A 17,713-nucleotide genomic window follows, 5' to 3' on the forward strand; every position below is an offset into this window, starting at 1 on the left:
ATCGATCTCACGGACTTGTACTCGGTCTGCCACCCGCACAGCCTGATGGCCGCGCGCCGCCCAAGACAGAACCCCGACGGCGGGTCACATCACAAAAGGGCGAACGTTGCCTGATGCGGCACTAGAGAGAGAATCGACACACCAACCAACGCAGCAGACGCGGATCGCTGACACCCGAGCGGGCCGAGGCACTCAACAACCTCGGCATCCGGTGGACCTGAACCACAGGTGGGCTGCTGCCCATGGGCAGCAGCCCACCCGCGTGCATCGGACTGGTGTCCGGCGGCCTCTGCGCCACCCCCACGGCGACGCAGGCCGCCCGGAGCAGCCTCCGGGGGCACTGGCCCGCCGCCTGAGAGGCCACAGGGTGCCCGCTGGGTGTCTGCCACCCGTGGCCGTGAACGAGCAGCCCAGACGAGCCGAGCAGTCCCTGCTGAAGGTATGTGCTGAGAGGGACGGTAAAGGGGCGGACAGCGTGCGGCTGGTCGCGCGATCCTTGAGCCATGACACGGGGGCAAGGCAGCTGGGCGATACGGGACCGGGACTATGTGGCGCGGGTGCGCAGGCACCGGCCGAGTGCCCTGCTGCCGCTGATCGCACGCGCTTCGGCGACATATCGGCTGGAGTCCTCGTGGCTGGAAAGCCCATATCGGAAGTACACGCCGTGGGCGCTGGCCGATGCCGCCCGGGTCTCGCTGGCGTATGGGAATGAGTACCGCCAGGACGCCAGCGAGGCGGACCTGCTGATGATCGTGGACATGTACTCGCAGCTGGAGGAGCACTACCTCTACGACCATGACAGCGAAGCCCTGGGCCGGTGGCTGCTGCGCGCCTCCGGCGAACAGATGACCTACCAGGAGCCGGTCTTCATGGAACTGGCGCGGGCCGCAGCGATGCTCACCCAAACGGCAGGCACCCGCCCGGCGCGGTGTCTGCGTCCAGGTTGGGAAGAGGAGTTACTGGGCACGAGCATCGCCCAGCTGCTATGGGCCTCTGCAACCGCCTGCGCCGGCCGGTTCGACCCGGCCGTGCTCACGGGACCCGGTGCGGACCGGATCTGTGCCGAGGTCCCGGCCGCCTCCATCTTGTCGGTGACCGAAGAGCACTTCGTGACCGACACGTCCGCCTTCCGAGGCGACAACGCCCGAGCCCGAATGACTAATGATCCGCTCCTGCGGCGTTTCGAGTACAACCCGCTGCGCGGCTACGGGCCGGGCTTCCTCGCGCCGGTCAGCCACCTGATCCCGTCCAAAGCCAGCCCGCTGGGCATCTACTACACCGGCGTCGCACGCTACGGTGACGCCTTCGCCCAGGATCTCGGCGACCTGTTCGAAGCCTACGTCGGCCGCCAGCTTCGGCTGCTGCCCAACGCCATGGTGCGGCCCGAGATCGTCTACGGCTCTAACCAGGCACGCAGCGTCGACTGGATCGTCGTCACCGACGAGCTGGTGCTGCTGGTGGAGGTGAAGTCCACGCGCCCCACTTGGCACCTGCGTCTGGCCACCGACGAACGGGTGGAGGAGCTCAACCGTAGGCTCGGGCACGCCTACAACCAGATCGACAACACCGCCAAGCTGATCGCCAGTGGGCGCCGGGAGTTCACTGACATTCCCGCTGACCGGCCTTTCCACGGGCTGGTCGTGACCATGGAGCCGTTCCACATCGTCAACGCTCCAGTACAGCGACCGCAGTTGCCGGCCACCACAGTGCCTGTCACGGCATGCGGCATCAGTGAGCTGGAGAGCATGGTCACCATCACCGGCGCTCCCGTCGGCCGGCTCCTGCTGGAGCGGGCCGCCGATCCCGAACGCTCGACCTACGCCCTGCGTGAGGCGCTGATCGGCCACACTCATGCCCGCAACACTGTCCTGGACGCCGGGTGGGACAGCTACCCCTGGCGCGACGCCGAGGCCGAGCAGGTGCCCTCCGAATGAGCAGCGGCCCGTCTGTGTCCATCGGACTGGTATCCGGATCAACTCCCGGGTGGATCCCGAGGGGCCCCAGGGGCACCACAGCCGCGGCGACGGTGCGGGCGCGCCCGAAGACGCCAGGCGGCCCACGGGTGTTGCCGTCGGAGACGACCAGGCCGTGCTTGGAGAGGTCGAGCAGGGCGTTACGTGCGCTCTTGTTGTCCCGGACGCCCGGCCGCACGATGCGCTGCACCTGCGAGGCCGTGGCCACCCTCAGCTCACCGCGCCGCGCTCCGCTGAGTTTCCGGAAGGGGACTGCGCCAGGGTGGGAATGACGATGGGATGGGCCGTATGGCTTCTCGTTCCCGTGCTGATCGTTTACGTCGTACCGCCCGCAGGAAGGGCGCCGGCCCAGCGGCGTCGTCGCCGAAGGGCAGCGGTGGGCTGGACTGGGCCCGGCGGATCGAGCTGGTGTCCGTCCTGGCCGCATCCGTGGCCGCGATCGTCGGCCTGTGGTACACCAACAGTCAGATCCGCGACGAACTGGCCATCAACCGCGACAACCTGCTGACCACCCAGCAGGGGCAGATCACCGACCGGTACACCGCGGCGATCACCAACCTCGGTGCCCAGGCCGTTGACGTACGCCTCGGCGGAATCTACGCGCTCCAGCGGATCATGATCGACTCCCCCCGCGACCACCCCACCATCGCCAACGTCCTCAACGCCTACATCCACAACCACACCACCACACCCTTACCCCCAGCCGAACCCGACGTATCCGACGAACCCGCTGGGCCGACCGCCGACGTGGCCGCAGCCCTCACCGTCCTCACCACCCGCGACACCACCCACGACGCCCCTGGTTACATCGTGGGCCTGCGCTGGGCGAACCTACACGGCGCTGTCCTGACCGAGGCGAACCTGCACAACGCGAGCCTTAACAGGGCGGAACTCAGCTTCGCGAACTTCGTCGACGCGGACCTCACCGACGCGGAACTGTACGAAGCGAACCTCACCAACGCGTACCTCAATGACTCGGATCTCACCGGCGCGCTTTTCCTGGATGCAGACCTCACCGGCGCCTGGCTCACCGGCGCCGACCTCACCGACGCCGACCTCACCGACGCAGCAGTGAGTATGGAACAGGTGCTCAGCGCCTGGCCCGACTCCACGACACAGCTCCCGGAAGACTTCGCCAACCACCCCAGGATCCGAGAGCGGATCACCGAAGGAAACCGCCGATAGCCTGGAAGAACAACGATCGTGGAGCACTGCGCGGTTGAGAGGGCGGGAGTCGGCTGGTCGGCGAGCGGAGTGGCTGGAGCACCGGGCGCAGCTGCGTCTGAGCCTGCCGCTGCCCTGGGGCGTTCCGCTTCCCGAAGACGTGGCCGCTGCTGGGGAGGTCGCGGGCCCTCAAGCGGGGGCCCGCGACGACTCGATCTTCGGCAGCGGGGATCAGCGTGTCTGGAGCCACACCGCCAGCAGGCTCACGCCCGCGGTTCCGGCGCCGTAGCAGGCGCCTCGGAGGAAGAGGCCGGCGGCCATGCGGCGGACGATGCGGCCGAACGGGCCGGGCTGGGGCGCCAGTTGCGGCGGCAGGCCGTGCAGCGCGCGCCGTCCGGCGGCAGGCCCGGGCCGCGGTGCCCAGGCGCGAGCGGGTGGTGGTCAGCGTTTGACGCGGGCGCGGACGGCGAGGACGGCGAGGGTGAGGAGGACGGGTTCGGTGAAGCGGGAGGTCATTTCGGTGTAGGTGCCGGTGGTGGTGAGGTTCTGGCCGGAGGAGCGGAACACGGTGCTGTTGATGACTACGCGCAGGGCTTTTTCGAACCGGTCGGTGGTCAGGGCGAGTTGCCGTCCGGTCTCGACCTGGCGGCCGGCGGTGGTGGGCTTGGGGTCGTCGGCCGGGATTCCCCACAGCATCAGGGCCACCACGGTGGCGGCCATCGCCGCGCCGAGCCAGGCCAGCGCGCGGGAGGCCCGCAGGCCGTAGCCGGAGACAGCCCAGTACACCGCCAGCAGCCAGCGCTCGGCGCGGGCGGTGCCGGTCGTGTCGTGGCGGCGCATCTCGCACTCGCCGTAGTAGAAATCCGCCGCACCCGGCTCGTTCTTCCCATCCTCAAGGGCCTTGCGCAGTTGCCGGTACAAAGCCGCGATCGTCTCCGGTCCGGGAGTGCGAGTCAGGCCCGGGTGGTGGGGCCCAGGCCGCCAGCTGGTGGCGGCGAGCCCAGGGCCGGGCCCGGCTCCGCCCGTCACGGCGGCGCGCCAGTGCTGTTCCTCGGCCAGCACCCGGCGCCGGGACCAGCGCACCGGGAGCGGTCCGCGGCGGTGCCATCCGGCCGGCGGGCGGTCGAAGGTGGTGCGGCCGTCGATGCGCAGCTGGTCCAAGTGCACCGCGCCGGCGAACCGGCAGCTTGTCAGGTCGACATCGATCAGCGTCAGGTGGGCCGCGTCCACCCCGCTGACGGAGGAGATCCGTACTCCCGGGCCCGCGCTTGCCAGCTCGTCCGCCCAATCCTCGGGGGCGTCGGGGAAGGGGGTTGGCTCGGCCGCCAGGGTGACCGGATACTCCAGCACCGCCCCCGCCAGGTCCACCTCCGCATACCGCAGACGCAGCGCCGCCGTCGACTCCCACCGCGTGCGTAACAGCAGCACCTGCGCCGCGGCGACCTCCACCATCACCGGCACCCCGAACACCGCACCGGACAGGTCCACCGTCCCCCCGCACACCAGCGGCCCCAACCGGGAAGCGGCCTCGAACCTGGCCCCGCCGAACAAGGCGTCGCCGGAGAAGGCCACCCCGACGAACACGGCGTTGCCGGTGAAGGCCGCCCTGTCGAACCGGGCGTCGCCGGAGAAGGCCACCCCGACGAACACGGCGTCGCCCGTGAAGGCCGCCCTGTCGAACCGGGCGTCGCCCGTGAAGGTCACCCCACCAAACAAGGCGTCGCCCGTGAAGGTCACCCCGTCGAACCAGGCGTAGCGCGAGAAGGTGGCCCGTCGGAATGAGGTCTGCCCGGTGAAGGTCACCCTGCCAAACCGGGCGTAGCCGGAGAAGGCCGCCCCGTCGAACCGGGCGTCGCCGAGGTTGGGTTGTCCGGTGGTGTCCCGCAGCTTGTCGAGGATCTGGTTGAGCCGGTGCGCTTCGATGTGAGTGCCGCGGTGGTCGATGTCGGCGCCGGGGTGGAGGGTGTCGAGGTAGGCGTTCAGCCCTGCCTGCTCCAGGTGGGCGAGGCAGGCGGTATGGCCGGTGACGTAAATGCCGCGACAGCCCACCGGATCGCCCGCAAGATCGGCGCCGTGCCCGCAGTGCGGCCAAGCTGGCGGGGTGGTCGATGGCTCGGGAGTCGGGGACGTCATACATCCAGGACGACGGAGCCGGAGCCGAGGTTGCTTGCTCCGCCACCCCACTCAAGCAGGCCACTGCCTTCGAGCGTGGCCTTGCGGCGGCCTGCCAGTCCGCCCAGGAAGCCCATCCCGGGCAGCCCGGGGCCGAGGCAGGCGCGGAGGGCGCCTGAGCCGCCGCAACCCCGGGGCGTTCCGCTTCCCGAAGTTCTGGCCGCTGTTGGTGGGCCACTTTCCGGCTGACCGGTGGGTCGCCGCTTCGGGGGCCCACCGGCGCACGAGTGCCTCCACGGGGCGCGCAGAACTCGCCGCACGCCCCGCTGGCGGCACACCGCCGCCGACCACCACGACCGCAGACAGCGGTCAGTAGCCGCCCAGGCGGCGCGCCAGGCGGCCGAACGGCCCCCGGCACGGTTGGAGTTCGCGGCGGCAGGCGGTGCAGTGGACGCCGTCCGGCGGCGGGGCGTCGTCGGCGGCGGTGTCCTGGCCGAACCGGTCGTCGTGGCGGGGCCGGTCGCAGCGGGCGCAGGCTTCGCGCCGTGCAGCCTCGGCGACCGTGGCGGCCTGTCGGGTGGCCTCGCGCTCTTCTTCCTCTTCCCGGCGCAGGCGTTCGGCCTCCTGCTCCTGGCGCTGGCGTTCCTCGGCCGCATCGCGGTGGAGGCGGAGCTCCGTGTCGTGCCGTTCGAGGGTCTGTGCGCCGTCTGGGTTGGCCAGGGCTGCCGCCAGCGTCTCCCGGTCCGGCCGGTGGCCGTAGCGGCGCCATACGGGCCCGTGGGGGCCGTGCTGTTGCAGCTCTGCGAGGGTGGTGGCCAGGACGGGGATGGCGTCGTCGTACTCCGTCCAGTGGAAGTCGTCGGCGTCCCAGTAGCGGTGGTGGCTCGGGCGGCCGGACCAGTGGGCGCGGGTGAGGTCCTCCACCGCCGCCGTCCGGCCGGCCAGGCCGCGCGGCCCCATGCCGGTGAACACCAGGGCGACCGGCGGGTGGCCTTCGAGGTCGGCGGTGCCGTAGAGCGTCGACCAGTACGGCACCTGCCGGGTGCTGCCGAACGGGCCGGCGGGAGCGGCGACCGTGCGGCGGAAGAACCGGCGGTAGCTCTCCAGTTTCTCCGCGATCCGCGCCGGCGGCTCGGTACCGGTGTCCACCTCCACGCACAGCAGCGGCAGCGCCGGGGCGGCCTCGGCCGCGCGCAGCACCGCATCCGGCCGCGGGCTCCCCTTGGACGGCGCGGACACCGAGCCGGTGACCGGCAGCACGACCTCCGTCGACCAGGCGGTGATGCTTCCGAGCCCGCGAGGCATCACGCCGTCGACGTCGTCGTGGGCGTGGGCGGCGGCGGGCTGGAGGAACGCGAGGATCGTCTCGTTCACCGCCATGGAGTGCGGCGCGCCGTGACGGCCCGCGCCCCGCGCCGTGCCGCCGCGGTGGTGGTCCGCGGGCAGCAGCTGCACCGCGGCGTCCAGCCCCGCCGGCGTCAGCCGCCAGAGTTTCTGTGACTTCGGGTGCCCGCCCGGCCCGGCAGCGGACACCGCGGCCGCGGCGGAGGTCCGGGCGCGCCCGAACGTCCCGGGCGGTCCCTGGGTGTTGCCGTCGGAGACGACCAGGCCGTGCTTGGAGAGGTCGAGCAGGGCGTTGCGGGCGCTCTTGTTGTCCCGGGCGCCGGGCCTGGCGATGCGCTGCAGCTGTGAGGCGGTGGCCACCTTCAGCACACCGAGCGCGCACAGCACATCCGCCCGCATCCGGGACGTGGAGCCGTAGGGGTAGGTCGCGGAACCGGTCACACCCGTCTCTTTCCCCACGTCGCACACCTCCCGCCGGGCAACCCCCACCTAAAGGGGTGTCAGCATCCCTGCCCGCGGCATCGACAAGGCCTGACCTGCGGCGATACCCGTCAACCGGAGGGTACTGACGGTAGGGAACACGGTAGGGGCACCGGTAGAACCCGCGGCATGGACCACGACCCGGACAAGCCCCGCTTGACCAAGCCAGCACCCACAGGCTTGACAGTGATCATTGACCTGGCACCGCTCGGAGGTCTGACCCAAGGCTTGACTGGCGCTTCGGCTGTCCGTGTTTGGATATGTCGGCCTGTGGGCGGTGCCGCCTGCACGTGGCCGGCCGGGCATCCGTGACTTCATAGGAGCTTGGCCAAAAGTCCCATCACTGTCTTGTCCGTCTGCCCGACCGGCGCGTGCCACCCCTCACACGTCGTTCGGAAGGACAGCAGGCTCCAGCATGGCAGCAGACCAGATAGCGGTCATCGGCGGCATCGATACCCACACCGATGTCCACCAGGCCGCCGTGATCGACACGGTCGGCCGGCACCTGGCCACCGAGGCGTTCGCCACCACGCCGACCGGATACCAGCAGCTCCTGGACTGGCTCCGCTCCCATGGCGAACTCCTCGCCGTGGGCCTGGAAGGCACCGGTGCCTACGGCGCCGAGATCGCCCGCTTCCTGGCCGCCAACGGCGTCACCATCACCGAGGTCGACCGCCCCGACCGCAAAGCCCGGCGGGCCAACGGCAAGTCCGACCCCGTCGACGCCTACGCCGCCGCGACCGCCGTGCTGGCCGGCCGTGCCACGGGCACCCCGAAGAGCCGCAACGGAATCGTCGAGGCGATCCGCGCCCTGCGCCTGGCCCGCAGTTCCGCCGTCAAGGCCCGGACGCAGACCATCAACCAGATCCGCAACCTCATCGTCACTGCCCCGGCGGCGGTGCGCGAGAAGCTGCGAGGGCTGCCCACCGGCGCGCTGATCGACACCCTGGCACGGTCTCGCCCCGCCGGCGACCTGGCGGACCCGGCCTGCGCGGTCCGGGTCACCCTGCGACGCCTGGCCCGCCGCCACCAGCTGCTCAGCGAGGAGATCGCCGAGACGGAGGCGGAACTCGCCCCGCTGGTCGCCCACGCCGCGCCGACGCTGGTCGCCTTGCCCGGTGTCGGGCCCGAGACGGCAAGCCAGCTGCTGATCACCGCCGGCGACAACCCCGAGCGCCTCCGGTCGGAGTCGTCCTTCGCCCACCTGTGCGGGGTCGCACCGATCCCGGCCTCCTCCGGCCGCACGCATCGGCACCGGCTCAACCGCGGTGGCGACCGTCAGGCGAACAAGGCCCTGCACATCGTCGTCACCGTCAGAATGCGCTACGACGCCCGGACCAGGGAGTATGTCGCACGACGCACCGCCGAGGGCATGAGCAAGAAGGACATTACCCGCTGCCTGAAGCGATTCGTCGCCCGCGAGATTTACCGACACCTACCCCGCCCACGGATCGCCGCTGAAGAGCTCACCCAAGCCGCTTGACGATCTATAGGAGCCTCCAACACCCCGGCCCGCGGAGGCCGGGACAGCTGAACAGACACGCCGCGCCCCTTCCCCGGCATTGACACGACCACTACGCTCCAGGCCTCCCACCGGAGCGAAGCGACGGGCTGGAGCGAACCCCTCGCCCAGGTCCGGGTCCGGACCCGGTTCACAGTCCAGGCGGCCGGCACACCGGACAGACCACGGCCCCGTCCGCGACAGCCTGGCGGACCTCCTCGACAGCCGCGGGCCGGGTGACGCCCCTGGGCGCGGCGCAGTCCCCGCGGTGCACCACCAGGACCTCGCCGCCGCCGACCGGCTCCTCGAGGAGCCACGCCGACGAGTGGTCGGGCCGCTCGGTGGGCACCTCGGCGTAGTCCTGGCCGTCCAGCGGCTCGCACACCTCCGCCGGCGCCCAGGTCTCCACCGGCGCGGGCTCGGCCACCACCCGGCCGCCGGGTAGTTCCAGGCGGCCCCACAGCGAGATCTGGAGCAGGTACCACCAGCCTCCATCCGGACCGGGGTCACGGCGACGCCGCAGCACCACCGCCGCCAGCCGCTCGCCCCGGGCACGGTCAGCAACACCAGCGGCCCGCCCACCCCCAGCGGCGGACCGGCCTGCGCCTCCTCAGCCACGCGCCCGACGCTACGCCCCGAACCGTGGCAGGGCTTCGGGAACCGGGGTTGCCACGGCACGCGCCCTGGACTGCGGCGACGTCCTGATCGCCGCAGACGACGCGATCGGCTCCAACAAGATCCAAAAGACAGGCTCTAGTGGTCCCGTCCTACACTCCTTCCAAGGACGAGCCACTGGTCCGTCGAGGGGGGACGTGGCGGGAGACGCGGAGGACAGGGAACGCGGCGGGCTGCACGGCCTGGTGCGGGAGTCGATGGCGCACGTGCGGATACCGAGCGCGGACCGGCCGGACACGGGCCATGACCGGGGCAGCGCGTTCTTCGTCGCCCCCGGCCTGGCGCTGACCTGCGCCCATGTCCTGGGCTCCGAGAGTGTCCAAGGGGAGCCCGGCACCGTTCAGTTGATCCGTGGCGACGGGCATCTGACGGGCGAGGTGGTGTACATGAGCCCCGCGCCGGGCAGCGGAAGCGGGAACTGGCCCGAGCCCGATCTCGCCGTGATCCGGGTGCCCGATCCACCCGAGCACCCGTGCGTCAGGCTCTCCGAGCGGCTTCTCGAGCCCGGCGACTCGCTGTGGGCGTACGGCATCGCCGACTCGGGCGAGGGGGCGGTGCCCTACAGCGGCCTGATGACTTATCAGGGCATGCTCGGCGGTCTGTGGCGCATCGGCGACGACGAACTGCCGGAGGGATCGAGTGGCGGTCCCATCGTGGACCCCGCCGGGTTCGGGGTCTGCGCCGTGGTGAAGGCCCGCAGGTCGGAAGGGCGCGACGGCGGCCTCGCGGTGCCCCTCACCGCGCTGCGCGACAGCGACGACCGCCGCGCCCGGGCCCTCTTCCAGGAGATCTGGACGGCACACGACGCCTACCACCTGCGGGGCGCGGCCACCCGTGCCCCGCGCGCCGCACCCACGCCCCCCCCGCCGCGTGCCGCCTCCCCGCGGCCCGCCGCGACGCCGCCCGCCGCGCGTTCCCGGATGCTCGCCAGGCTCGGCAGTGACCGTCCGAGCAAGGTCGACCTGCTCGGCAACGAGGGCGACGTCGAGATGCTCGCGATGCTGGCCACGGCGCTGACGACGGAGCCGCCGCTCGCCATGGCCCTGCTCGGCGAGTGGGGGGTCGGCAAGTCGAGCACGATGGAGCAGATGCGGGCGCAGGTCACCGCGCTGACCGAACGTGTGCGCAGGCGGCCGGAGTTGCGGTCGGTCTTCGCCGAGCACGTGCGGCAGATCCGTTTCAACGCGTGGCACTACTCCGAGGACCACCTGTGGACGGGCCTGGTCGAGCACCTGTTCGCGGAACTGGCCCACGAGGAGGCGACGGCACCCGCCGGGGAGACGCTGGAACTGCGGCGAGGGCGGCTGCGGCGGGAGCACGACCTGGCGGTGGCGGAGGCCGAACGGCTGCGGACGGTCAAGGAGGCCAGGGACGGCACGGATTCCTACGCCGCGTCCGGCGCGGCCGTCGGGCGGTTCCGGGCCTGGCGCCGGCGGCGAGCCGTGCCAGCCGCGACAAACGCGCACGGCCGGTGGGTGCGCCTCGGGGCGCTCGTCGGGGCGGGCGCGCTGGTCGCGGTGGCGGCGGCGCTCTGGCTGGTGGCGGGCTCGTGGGTCGCGGGTCTCATCCCGCTGGCGCTCGGCTTCGGGGCGGCGGCCCTTCCCGTGTGGGAGCAGGTGGCGGGTGCCCGCCTCGCTGCCCGGGAGGCGCGTGCGGCGGCCGGGGCCCGTCTCGATGAGAACCTGGTGCGGGCCAACGCACGCGTGGCCACGACCGCCGACGAACTGGCCCAGGTGGATGCGGCCGTGCGGCTCTCCGCGTTCCTGGGGCAACGGGCGGGGGAGGGGGCGGAGTACCGCCCGTACCGCAGCTTGATCAGCCAGGTCCGCCGCGATCTGGAACAGCTCCAGAGCGACCTGGACGAGGCTCGCGGACAGTGGCGGGCCCGTCTCGCCACGGCGCCCGACACTCCTCCGCCGCTCCAGCGGATCATCCTCTACATCGACGACCTGGACCGCTGCCCGCCCTCACGCGTGGTCGCGGTCCTCGCGGCGGTCCATCTGATGCTGGCCCTGGAACTGTTCGTGGTGGTCGTCGCGGTGGACCCGCAGTGGCTGCTGAACGCCTTGCACGTCCACCACGGGGAGCTGTTCGCGGTGACGGCCGGGGAGACCACGGGCCCGCTGGACTACCTCGACAAGATCTTCCAGATCCCGTTCGTCGTCGCCCGGCCCATAGGGCAGGCCACCAGCCGCTACCTCCGCTCCCTTCTCGGTCCCCCGGCGCCCGCCACCGACTCCGCCCGGGACGACGCTCGTGCACCCGGCGCGCGGGCCACGCCCCGGGCCCCGGCCGTCGCCCCCGACGACGCCCCACGGCTCGACGTCACCCTCCCCGAGCTACGGGACCCCCGACCCGAGACCGTTCAACTCCGCTCCGAAGAGATCGACTTCATGGCCCTGCTCGGCGCGCTGCTCCCCACGCCGCGGGCGGCGAAGAAGCTGGTCAACCTGTACCGGCTGGTACGCATCGGCGTTCACGAGTCCGCCCTCCCCCACTTCGTGGAGGGCCAGTACCGCGCCGTGCAGATCCTGCTCGCCATCCTGGTCGGGGAGCCGCAGATGTGCCGCTCCGCCTTCGCGGCCCTCCACGCGGCGGACGGCGAGGAGGACATCCGGACGGTGCTGCGCGCCCTCGCCCGGGAGGAGGGCACGGCCACGCCCATAGGTGCGGCGTGCCTGCGGGTCGCCAGCAAACTGGAGGAGATCGCGACGGCCACCCCCCTGCCTCCTGCCGCGGCGATGTATCAGCAATGGCTGCCGCTGGTCGCCCGCTTCAGCTTCCACACCCGCGCCTGGGTGTAGGGGCGGGCTGCGGTGTCGGTCTCGTAGACGCCTGCGGCGGCGCCGGCCCCGGCGACTGCGGCCAGTACGACACCGCCAGCAGTCCGCAGACCACGTCTCGTGCCAACGGCGGGCCCGTTCGTTCTGCCAGTTCACGGCCCGCTCGATCTGGGTGGCGGTCAGCCCGGTGGCCTCCACCAGATACTCCTCGGAGACCTCATCCTCCGGGCTCTCGCGCATCACGCGGCTGATCTTGCCGATCCACAGTTCATCGTCCACGAAGGGCCGCCGCCGGCAGGGGAAGAGCGAGCCGCCTGTCGATGTCCGCAGACTCGACCCGCCCTTCCCCAGCCCGGGACCCTCGTTCGGAAGCTATCGCCGACCACCGTAAGGATTGTGGGCACCGGCGACTGCCGACCTTACTCTGACCCGGCGGGAAGGCACCTGCTCACGCTGCGGCCAGGAGGCACGCCCCAGGAGCCACCCAGAACTCGACGCCCGCGCTTATCAGCGTGCCAGTACACGCCGTAACACCTGAGGTAGTGCCTAACGCTCCCTCTGCGCAACCAAGGGGCCAATACCACTTCAGGTCGTCGTAGCCTTGAGACTCAACCGCCTGGAGGCACTCTCCGTAGGTCCTGGTCTCATAGCCCTCAGTTGAGGCGGCCTGAGTTGAGACTGGGCCGCCTGCCGGATCGGCCTGTGCCGGCCCGGCCATGACCACCGCCCCGCCCACAAGCGCTCCGGCGAGAGCCACGGGCGCGGCGAACCTGAACAGTCGCTTCTTCAACGGAATCCCCTCCCTTGTCTGCGCCACCTCCACAGTGACGCCTCGACCCCCTCGTTGAGGGGCTGCGATGAACTTCTTCGTACGTGTCATGCCGACTCCCCAGTTCCGGCAGAGAAGAGCGAGCCTTCTGCTCGCTGGACCGTGCTTCGTCTCATCAGTACGACAACACAGCACCCCGGAACGTGAGACGCGCGCCAAGACCACCTCCGAGCACCCCGACTCTTCCAACCGGTGAAGCGGCGAACACCAGTGTCAGCAACCGCTGCACCAGGGGGGACGACCGGCACCTGTGCCTGATGTGCGCGAAGAACGCCCGCGTCCTCGCCGGCCGCGCGGGTGCCGTCCGGCGGGCATGCTCCACTGCACGGTCAGCCCGAACCGTTGCGCAAACGCCTCGGCGAAACGGCTACTCGTGCCCCACGCGCATCGCGCTGGCCCTGACTGCCATCCGTACTGATGTTCTCAAACACCTACTCAGGAACCGCGCGTACTTGCCGAGCTTGGTCGCGATGCGCTGGGCATCCATGTGGCAGGTGTCGACCTCCACGAACAGCAGCGGCACCCCCGCCTCGGGCGCGGCCAGGACGGCGTCGGCCTGCGCGCCGCCACGCCCCGCACTCGCCCATGTCCCTGTTGCCGGCAGCGGCACCTCCGTCGACCAGGACTCCACCGTGCCGAACCCGACCGGCGCCCGCCGCGCGGCCTCCACAGCGCCGTGTGGCGCGTCCTGGAGCCGTGTCAGGTCCGGGGCTGGCCTGGAGAGTGCCCAGATGGTCTCGCCCACGCACAGGGCGTGCGGGGCGCCCGTGCGGCCCACCCCGCGGGCCAGGCCGCCCATCTACTGGACCGGCCGCCCGAGCTCGGCCGCAGCGGCCTCCAGCCCGGCCGCCGTCGGTGACCACAGCTTCTCCCCCGCGCGGGAGTGGCCGGCCTCCACGACCAGGCCGTGGCGCTTGAGGTCCTGCGAGGCCGCGCGGTGCGCGCGGGTGCGGGCCTCCTTCCGCGCAGCCTCGGTCGGCTTGCCGGTGTGGCGGAACGTCAGGTGCGGCGCGGCCAGGCGCTGGACCTGATCCGCCGTCGCCACCTTCAGCACACCCAGCACCCGCAGCACGTCCGACCGCAACGCGTTCGACGACCCCGTCGGGTTCACCACCCGTCTCCCGCCCTCGCCTCCCTTCCTCACCCAGCGCCCCACCCCAATAGGGGCGTGACATGGTGCTCCAGGCGGGATTCCTCGGGCTGAACAGGTCAAACGGCACACGGTTGACCGACCGGTCCGGAAGCGGGAACACCCCCCTTGCCGGAAGCGCCCAACAGGGGCTTGACCACCACCGGAAGCCGCGGCGGGCCGGGCCGGGCCGGAAGGCCCCACGCTCCGCGGAGGAGGCCGACCGGAGGTCCCGCCCGTGACCACAAGGGCCGTTCCTCCCCGGGGCCCCGCTATGGACCGACCACCCCGGCCGGCGACGAGCAGCGGGTCAAAGCCCCGGCTCGCCACACCCGGCGAGAACCGACTGCATATCCGTCCAGGCACACACCCAGATCTACACCCACCAGGCACGCCCGCCCCCGGACCGCCCAGGCATGGCCGGGCCCTCCGCGCCCGGGCGTGCGTGGGCCCGCGGGTCAGCGCGACCGGAGCCAGACCACCAGCAGACCGACCACGGCCGTCCCGGCCGCGTAGCTCGCCCCCCGCAGGAACTGGTCCGCGACCATCCGCCGGCGGCGGCGCCCCGGCCACCGCACTCGGCCGCCTCCCGTGCGCTCGCTCTCCCCAGAATGTTGGGTTTCGGGCCTACGATGCACCGTGTGTCCTCTCACTGATCTCGAATCGGGATGGCACAGCGCAGGGGAGCCCGCAGCCCAAACGGCCTAGGAACCAGGGTTGTTGGTGCTCCCCTTCGCCATGGGGTGCACTGTAGGGGACAGCGTCGACATCCGGCGGTCAGTGAGTCACCTGCCGGTGCGGCCATATTCGCTGGTCACAGCCCTTCCATATACCGATTCCCCCAGGTCGAGGCACCGGCAATCCGGGGCGGTGCACGCCCCGCAATTCCCAAGGCTGGTCTCACGAACGACCTCGGGACGTGGCCCCGACCTCTCCAACCCGGGCAACGAGCACCATGCGCGACAGATCACAGCGGCCTGACCAGCAGCGATCCCACAACACAGCTCAGGAGACCGTGCCCACCGTGCCGTTCCCGTTGACCACGGCGCCCCGCCACACACCGCCTGGCCGCCCCATCACCTCGACCACACGGATGCAAAGCCCGCCGCGCGCTCTCAGGAGCCCTGTGAGCAGCACCCGCAGGGACGCGCGTCCTGGCCTTGCAAAGCCTCTAACGCGGCGGCGCCGAAGCCGAGGCCGAAGGTGCGGGTCGGACGACCAGATGTCGTTGTCGATGGTGAAGGGAACTCTTGGGGCCGAGTCCGCGCGGGATGCCGCCTGCGCCAACTGCCCCTCACTTCGTACCCGATCGTGCCGAACCAGTCCGTGGCGATGACAGCGCCCACGCCTGCGTGCGCGACCGTTGAGCAGGTGCCCCTGACACCTCTGAGTCTGGGTACACGCAGGAAGGGCCAAGGCGGCGCCTGACCTCTATGTTGGCGATCTGCTGGGGCTGCCTGTCTAGCGGGTAGCCCGGTCGGCTCCCCGCCAGGCGGATACGCGCGCAGCCCGAACTCCACATGCGTCCAGCTCCCCCGGGCCTGCCGCACGTCCGGGGCAGCGGAACGGACAATGCCGCGCCCCTTCCCGGGCATTGACACAGCCACTACGCTCCAGGCCTCCCGCCGGAGCGAAGCGACGGGCTGGAGCGCCCTGTCGACCGGTCCGGGTCCGGGCCCCGACCGGGAACGGTCCGCGCGGCAACCGACCGCCGAGCCCGAGTCCGGACCCGGGTCACAGTCCAGGCGGCCGGCACACCGGACAGACCACGGCTCCGTCCGCGACGGCCTGGCGTACCTTCTTGACCGTGGCGGGCCGGGTGACACACCGGGGCGCCGCGCAGTCCCCGCGATGCACCACCAGGACCTCGCCGCCGACCGGCTCCTCGAGGAGCCACGGCGGTGGGTGGTCGGGCCGTCCGGCGGGCACGTCGCTGTGGTCTTGGCCGTCCAGCGGCCCGCACACCTCCGCCGGGGCCCAGGTCTCCACCGGCGCGGGCTCGGCCACCACCTGGCCGCCGGGCAGCTTCAGGCGGCCCCACAGCGAGATCTGGAGCCGGTACCACCAGCCGCCCTCCGGACCGGGGTCACGGCGACGCCGCAGCACCACCGCCGCCAGCCGCTCGCCCCGGGCACGGTCAGCAGCACCAGCGGCCCGCCCACCCCCAGCGGCGGACCGGCCTGCGCTCCTCAGCCACGCGCCCGACGCTATGCCCCGAGCCCCGTGCACCGCACCGATGCCGCCGACCGCTCCTCGCGCACGGTCACCAGGCTGCCCAGCCGCGCCGGAGGCGCACCTAGAGGTCATGTCCTGGTCAGGTGGTCAAGGAGGGGCGCGCCGGCGCGCGGGCCCGAGGGCCGCGCGCCGGAGGTGTCACGCCGCCCGCTTCGGGAGTTTCCACTCGGCGCGGGGGAAGTGGCAGGTGTAGCCGCCAGGGTACTTCTGCAGGTAGTCCTGGTGCTCGGGCTCGGCCTCCCAGAAGTCGCCCGCCGGGGTGACCTCGGTGACGACTGTGCCGGGCCATAGGCCCGAGGCCTCGACGTCGGCGATCGTGTCCTCAGCGATCCGCCTCTGCTCGTCGCTGGTGTAGAAGATCGCCGAGCGGTAGCTGGTGCCGACGTCGTTGCCCTGACGGTTCTTCGTGGACGGGTCGTGCACCTGGAAGAAGAACTCGAGCAGCGCGCGGAAGTCGGTCTCCTCGGGGTCGTAGACGACCTCGATGGACTCCGCGTGGGTCCCGTGGTTGCGGTAGGTGGCGTTGGGGACGTCGCCGCCGCTGTAACCGACGCGCGTGGACACGACGCCGGGCTGGTGGCGGAACAGCTCCTCCATGCCCCAGAAGCAGCCGCCGGCGAGGATCGCATTTTCGGTGGTCACGTCGTCTCCTTACTTCTCGTCGGTGTCGGTGTTGGTGTCAGTCGCGAACAGGGTGCGGTACTCGCCGTACCCCGCGTTCTCCAGGTCGTCCAGGCGGATGAACCGCGACGACGCGGAGTTGATGCAGTAGCGCAGTCCACCCTTGTCGAGGGGACCGTCGTCGAAGACGTGGCCGAGGTGGAGGAACCGCACGCAGCGAGCGGACCTCCGAACGGATCATCCCATGGCTGACATCTTCGCGCTCGACGACGTTCGTCTTGGCGATCGGCTTCGTGAAGCTCCGCTCCCGTCGACCCTGTCCACCCTGTCGACGCTGCGCCGACCGTCCGGCAGCACGTCTGCACTTCCAGCGCAGACAGCCGGGGTGGGGACCGGGGCGGCAGGCCGCCGGTGTGGTAGCTGTCCGGCATGCTCCGGATGCCACCTGAGCCGATACTGGCCACGCCCCTCGCCCGGCCCATCGTGCCCTTGCACTGGCTGGCCGACCCCAACACGAAACTGCGTCTCGAAGGCTCAAGACGACCTCTGAATCCGGCGGTTGACCTGCATTGCACGCGCCACGGGCGTCAGGCTCGGCCGCATGAGGACGAGAGCAGTGCGCCGACGACCCGGTGCGGTCGGCGGGGCAGGCAGGCAGGCTTCTGAGGTTGTCGTCCGGGAGGCGGGCTGCTTGTCAGGGCGAGGCGTGATGGGCGACGGCCTCGCCGGGATGCTGGGCCGGCCTTCCGGGGATCGCGGACGGCCGCTGCCGCCGGCCGGGGAACCCGGTCACCGTCCCGTCGGACGAGCGATGTCAAACGCCGCGGGGCCCGGTTCAGCGCCCGGGTGCGGGGGCGGGGGTGAGGC

General features: G+C 71.5%; 11 protein-coding genes and 1 pseudogene. 4 read left to right on the forward strand and 8 right to left on the reverse strand.

Going from position 1 to position 17,713, the window contains the following annotated elements:
* The first annotated feature begins 503 nt into the window (after nucleotides 1-503).
* Nucleotides 504-1,934, forward strand: a complete 1,431-nt coding sequence (locus tag ADY01_RS39820) for a hypothetical protein (protein WP_199826260.1) — start codon at nucleotides 504-506, stop codon at nucleotides 1,932-1,934.
* Between the two features lie 327 nt (nucleotides 1,935-2,261).
* A complete protein-coding gene (locus tag ADY01_RS18735) occupies nucleotides 2,262-3,158 on the forward strand; it encodes a pentapeptide repeat-containing protein (protein WP_078900407.1) in 897 nt (298 codons plus the stop codon).
* Nucleotides 3,159-3,578: 420 nt separating this feature from the next.
* On the opposite strand, the gene ADY01_RS18740 is transcribed toward ADY01_RS18735, so the two are convergent.
* Nucleotides 3,579-5,270: a pentapeptide repeat-containing protein gene (locus tag ADY01_RS18740; RefSeq protein ID WP_049574556.1), complete on the reverse strand. Its 1,692-nt coding sequence runs from the start codon at nucleotides 5,268-5,270 to the stop codon at nucleotides 3,579-3,581.
* A gap of 348 nt (nucleotides 5,271-5,618) precedes the next feature.
* On the reverse strand, nucleotides 5,619-7,034 hold the full coding sequence (locus tag ADY01_RS18745) for a replication-relaxation family protein (RefSeq protein ID WP_049574559.1): 1,416 nt from the start codon (nucleotides 7,032-7,034) through the stop codon (nucleotides 5,619-5,621).
* A 454-nt stretch (nucleotides 7,035-7,488) separates the two neighbouring features.
* Between ADY01_RS18745 and ADY01_RS18750 the strand changes: the two genes are divergently transcribed.
* On the forward strand, nucleotides 7,489-8,556 hold the full coding sequence (locus ADY01_RS18750) for an IS110 family transposase (protein ID WP_049574562.1): 1,068 nt from the start codon (nucleotides 7,489-7,491) through the stop codon (nucleotides 8,554-8,556).
* Nucleotides 8,557-8,725: 169 nt separating this feature from the next.
* On the opposite strand, the gene ADY01_RS18755 is transcribed toward ADY01_RS18750, so the two are convergent.
* Nucleotides 8,726-9,103 carry a DUF6233 domain-containing protein gene (locus ADY01_RS18755; protein WP_049574565.1) on the reverse strand — a complete coding sequence of 126 codons (378 nt, stop codon included), beginning with the start codon at nucleotides 9,101-9,103 and terminating at the stop codon, nucleotides 8,726-8,728.
* Between the two features lie 283 nt (nucleotides 9,104-9,386).
* On the opposite strand from ADY01_RS18755, the gene ADY01_RS18760 reads away from it, so the two are divergent.
* The gene (locus ADY01_RS18760) at nucleotides 9,387-12,053 is read left to right on the forward strand and encodes a S1 family peptidase (protein WP_049574568.1); all 2,667 of its coding nucleotides are present in this window, start codon (nucleotides 9,387-9,389) and stop codon (nucleotides 12,051-12,053) included.
* Between the two features lie 1,175 nt (nucleotides 12,054-13,228).
* Here ADY01_RS18760 and ADY01_RS18765 read toward each other — a convergent pair.
* The 5 genes and pseudogenes from ADY01_RS18765 to ADY01_RS18785 form a co-directional block, all read right to left on the reverse strand.
* Entirely contained in the window at nucleotides 13,229-13,660 is a 432-nt protein-coding gene (locus ADY01_RS18765) for a replication-relaxation family protein (protein WP_049574572.1), read from the reverse strand.
* On the reverse strand, nucleotides 13,661-13,972 hold the full coding sequence (locus ADY01_RS18770) for a hypothetical protein (RefSeq protein WP_159001280.1): 312 nt from the start codon (nucleotides 13,970-13,972) through the stop codon (nucleotides 13,661-13,663).
* Between the two features lie 1,752 nt (nucleotides 13,973-15,724).
* A complete protein-coding gene (locus ADY01_RS18775) occupies nucleotides 15,725-16,099 on the reverse strand; it encodes a DUF6233 domain-containing protein (protein WP_049574575.1) in 375 nt (124 codons plus the stop codon).
* A 264-nt stretch (nucleotides 16,100-16,363) separates the two neighbouring features.
* A complete protein-coding gene (gene msrA, locus ADY01_RS18780) occupies nucleotides 16,364-16,867 on the reverse strand; it encodes a peptide-methionine (S)-S-oxide reductase MsrA (protein WP_078900408.1) in 504 nt (167 codons plus the stop codon).
* Between the two features lie 9 nt (nucleotides 16,868-16,876).
* Nucleotides 16,877-17,147, reverse strand: a pseudogene (locus ADY01_RS18785) (peptide-methionine (R)-S-oxide reductase); the annotation flags it as partial.
* Between the last annotated feature and the right edge of the window lie 566 nt (nucleotides 17,148-17,713).

The organism is Streptomyces sp. SBT349, from assembly GCF_001083795.1.
Lineage (GTDB): Bacteria > Actinomycetota > Actinomycetes > Streptomycetales > Streptomycetaceae > Streptomyces.

Coding starts and splice junctions, on each gene's coding strand:
- ADY01_RS39820 (WP_199826260.1), top strand. CDS start 504: ATGACACGGGGGCAAGGCAGCTGGGCGATACGGGACCGGGACTATGTG.
- ADY01_RS18735 (WP_078900407.1), top strand. CDS start 2,262: ATGGCTTCTCGTTCCCGTGCTGATCGTTTACGTCGTACCGCCCGCAGG.
- ADY01_RS18740 (WP_049574556.1), bottom strand. CDS start 5,270: ATGACGTCCCCGACTCCCGAGCCATCGACCACCCCGCCAGCTTGGCCG.
- ADY01_RS18750 (WP_049574562.1), top strand. CDS start 7,489: ATGGCAGCAGACCAGATAGCGGTCATCGGCGGCATCGATACCCACACC.
- ADY01_RS18765 (WP_049574572.1), bottom strand. CDS start 13,660: ATGGGCGGCCTGGCCCGCGGGGTGGGCCGCACGGGCGCCCCGCACGCC.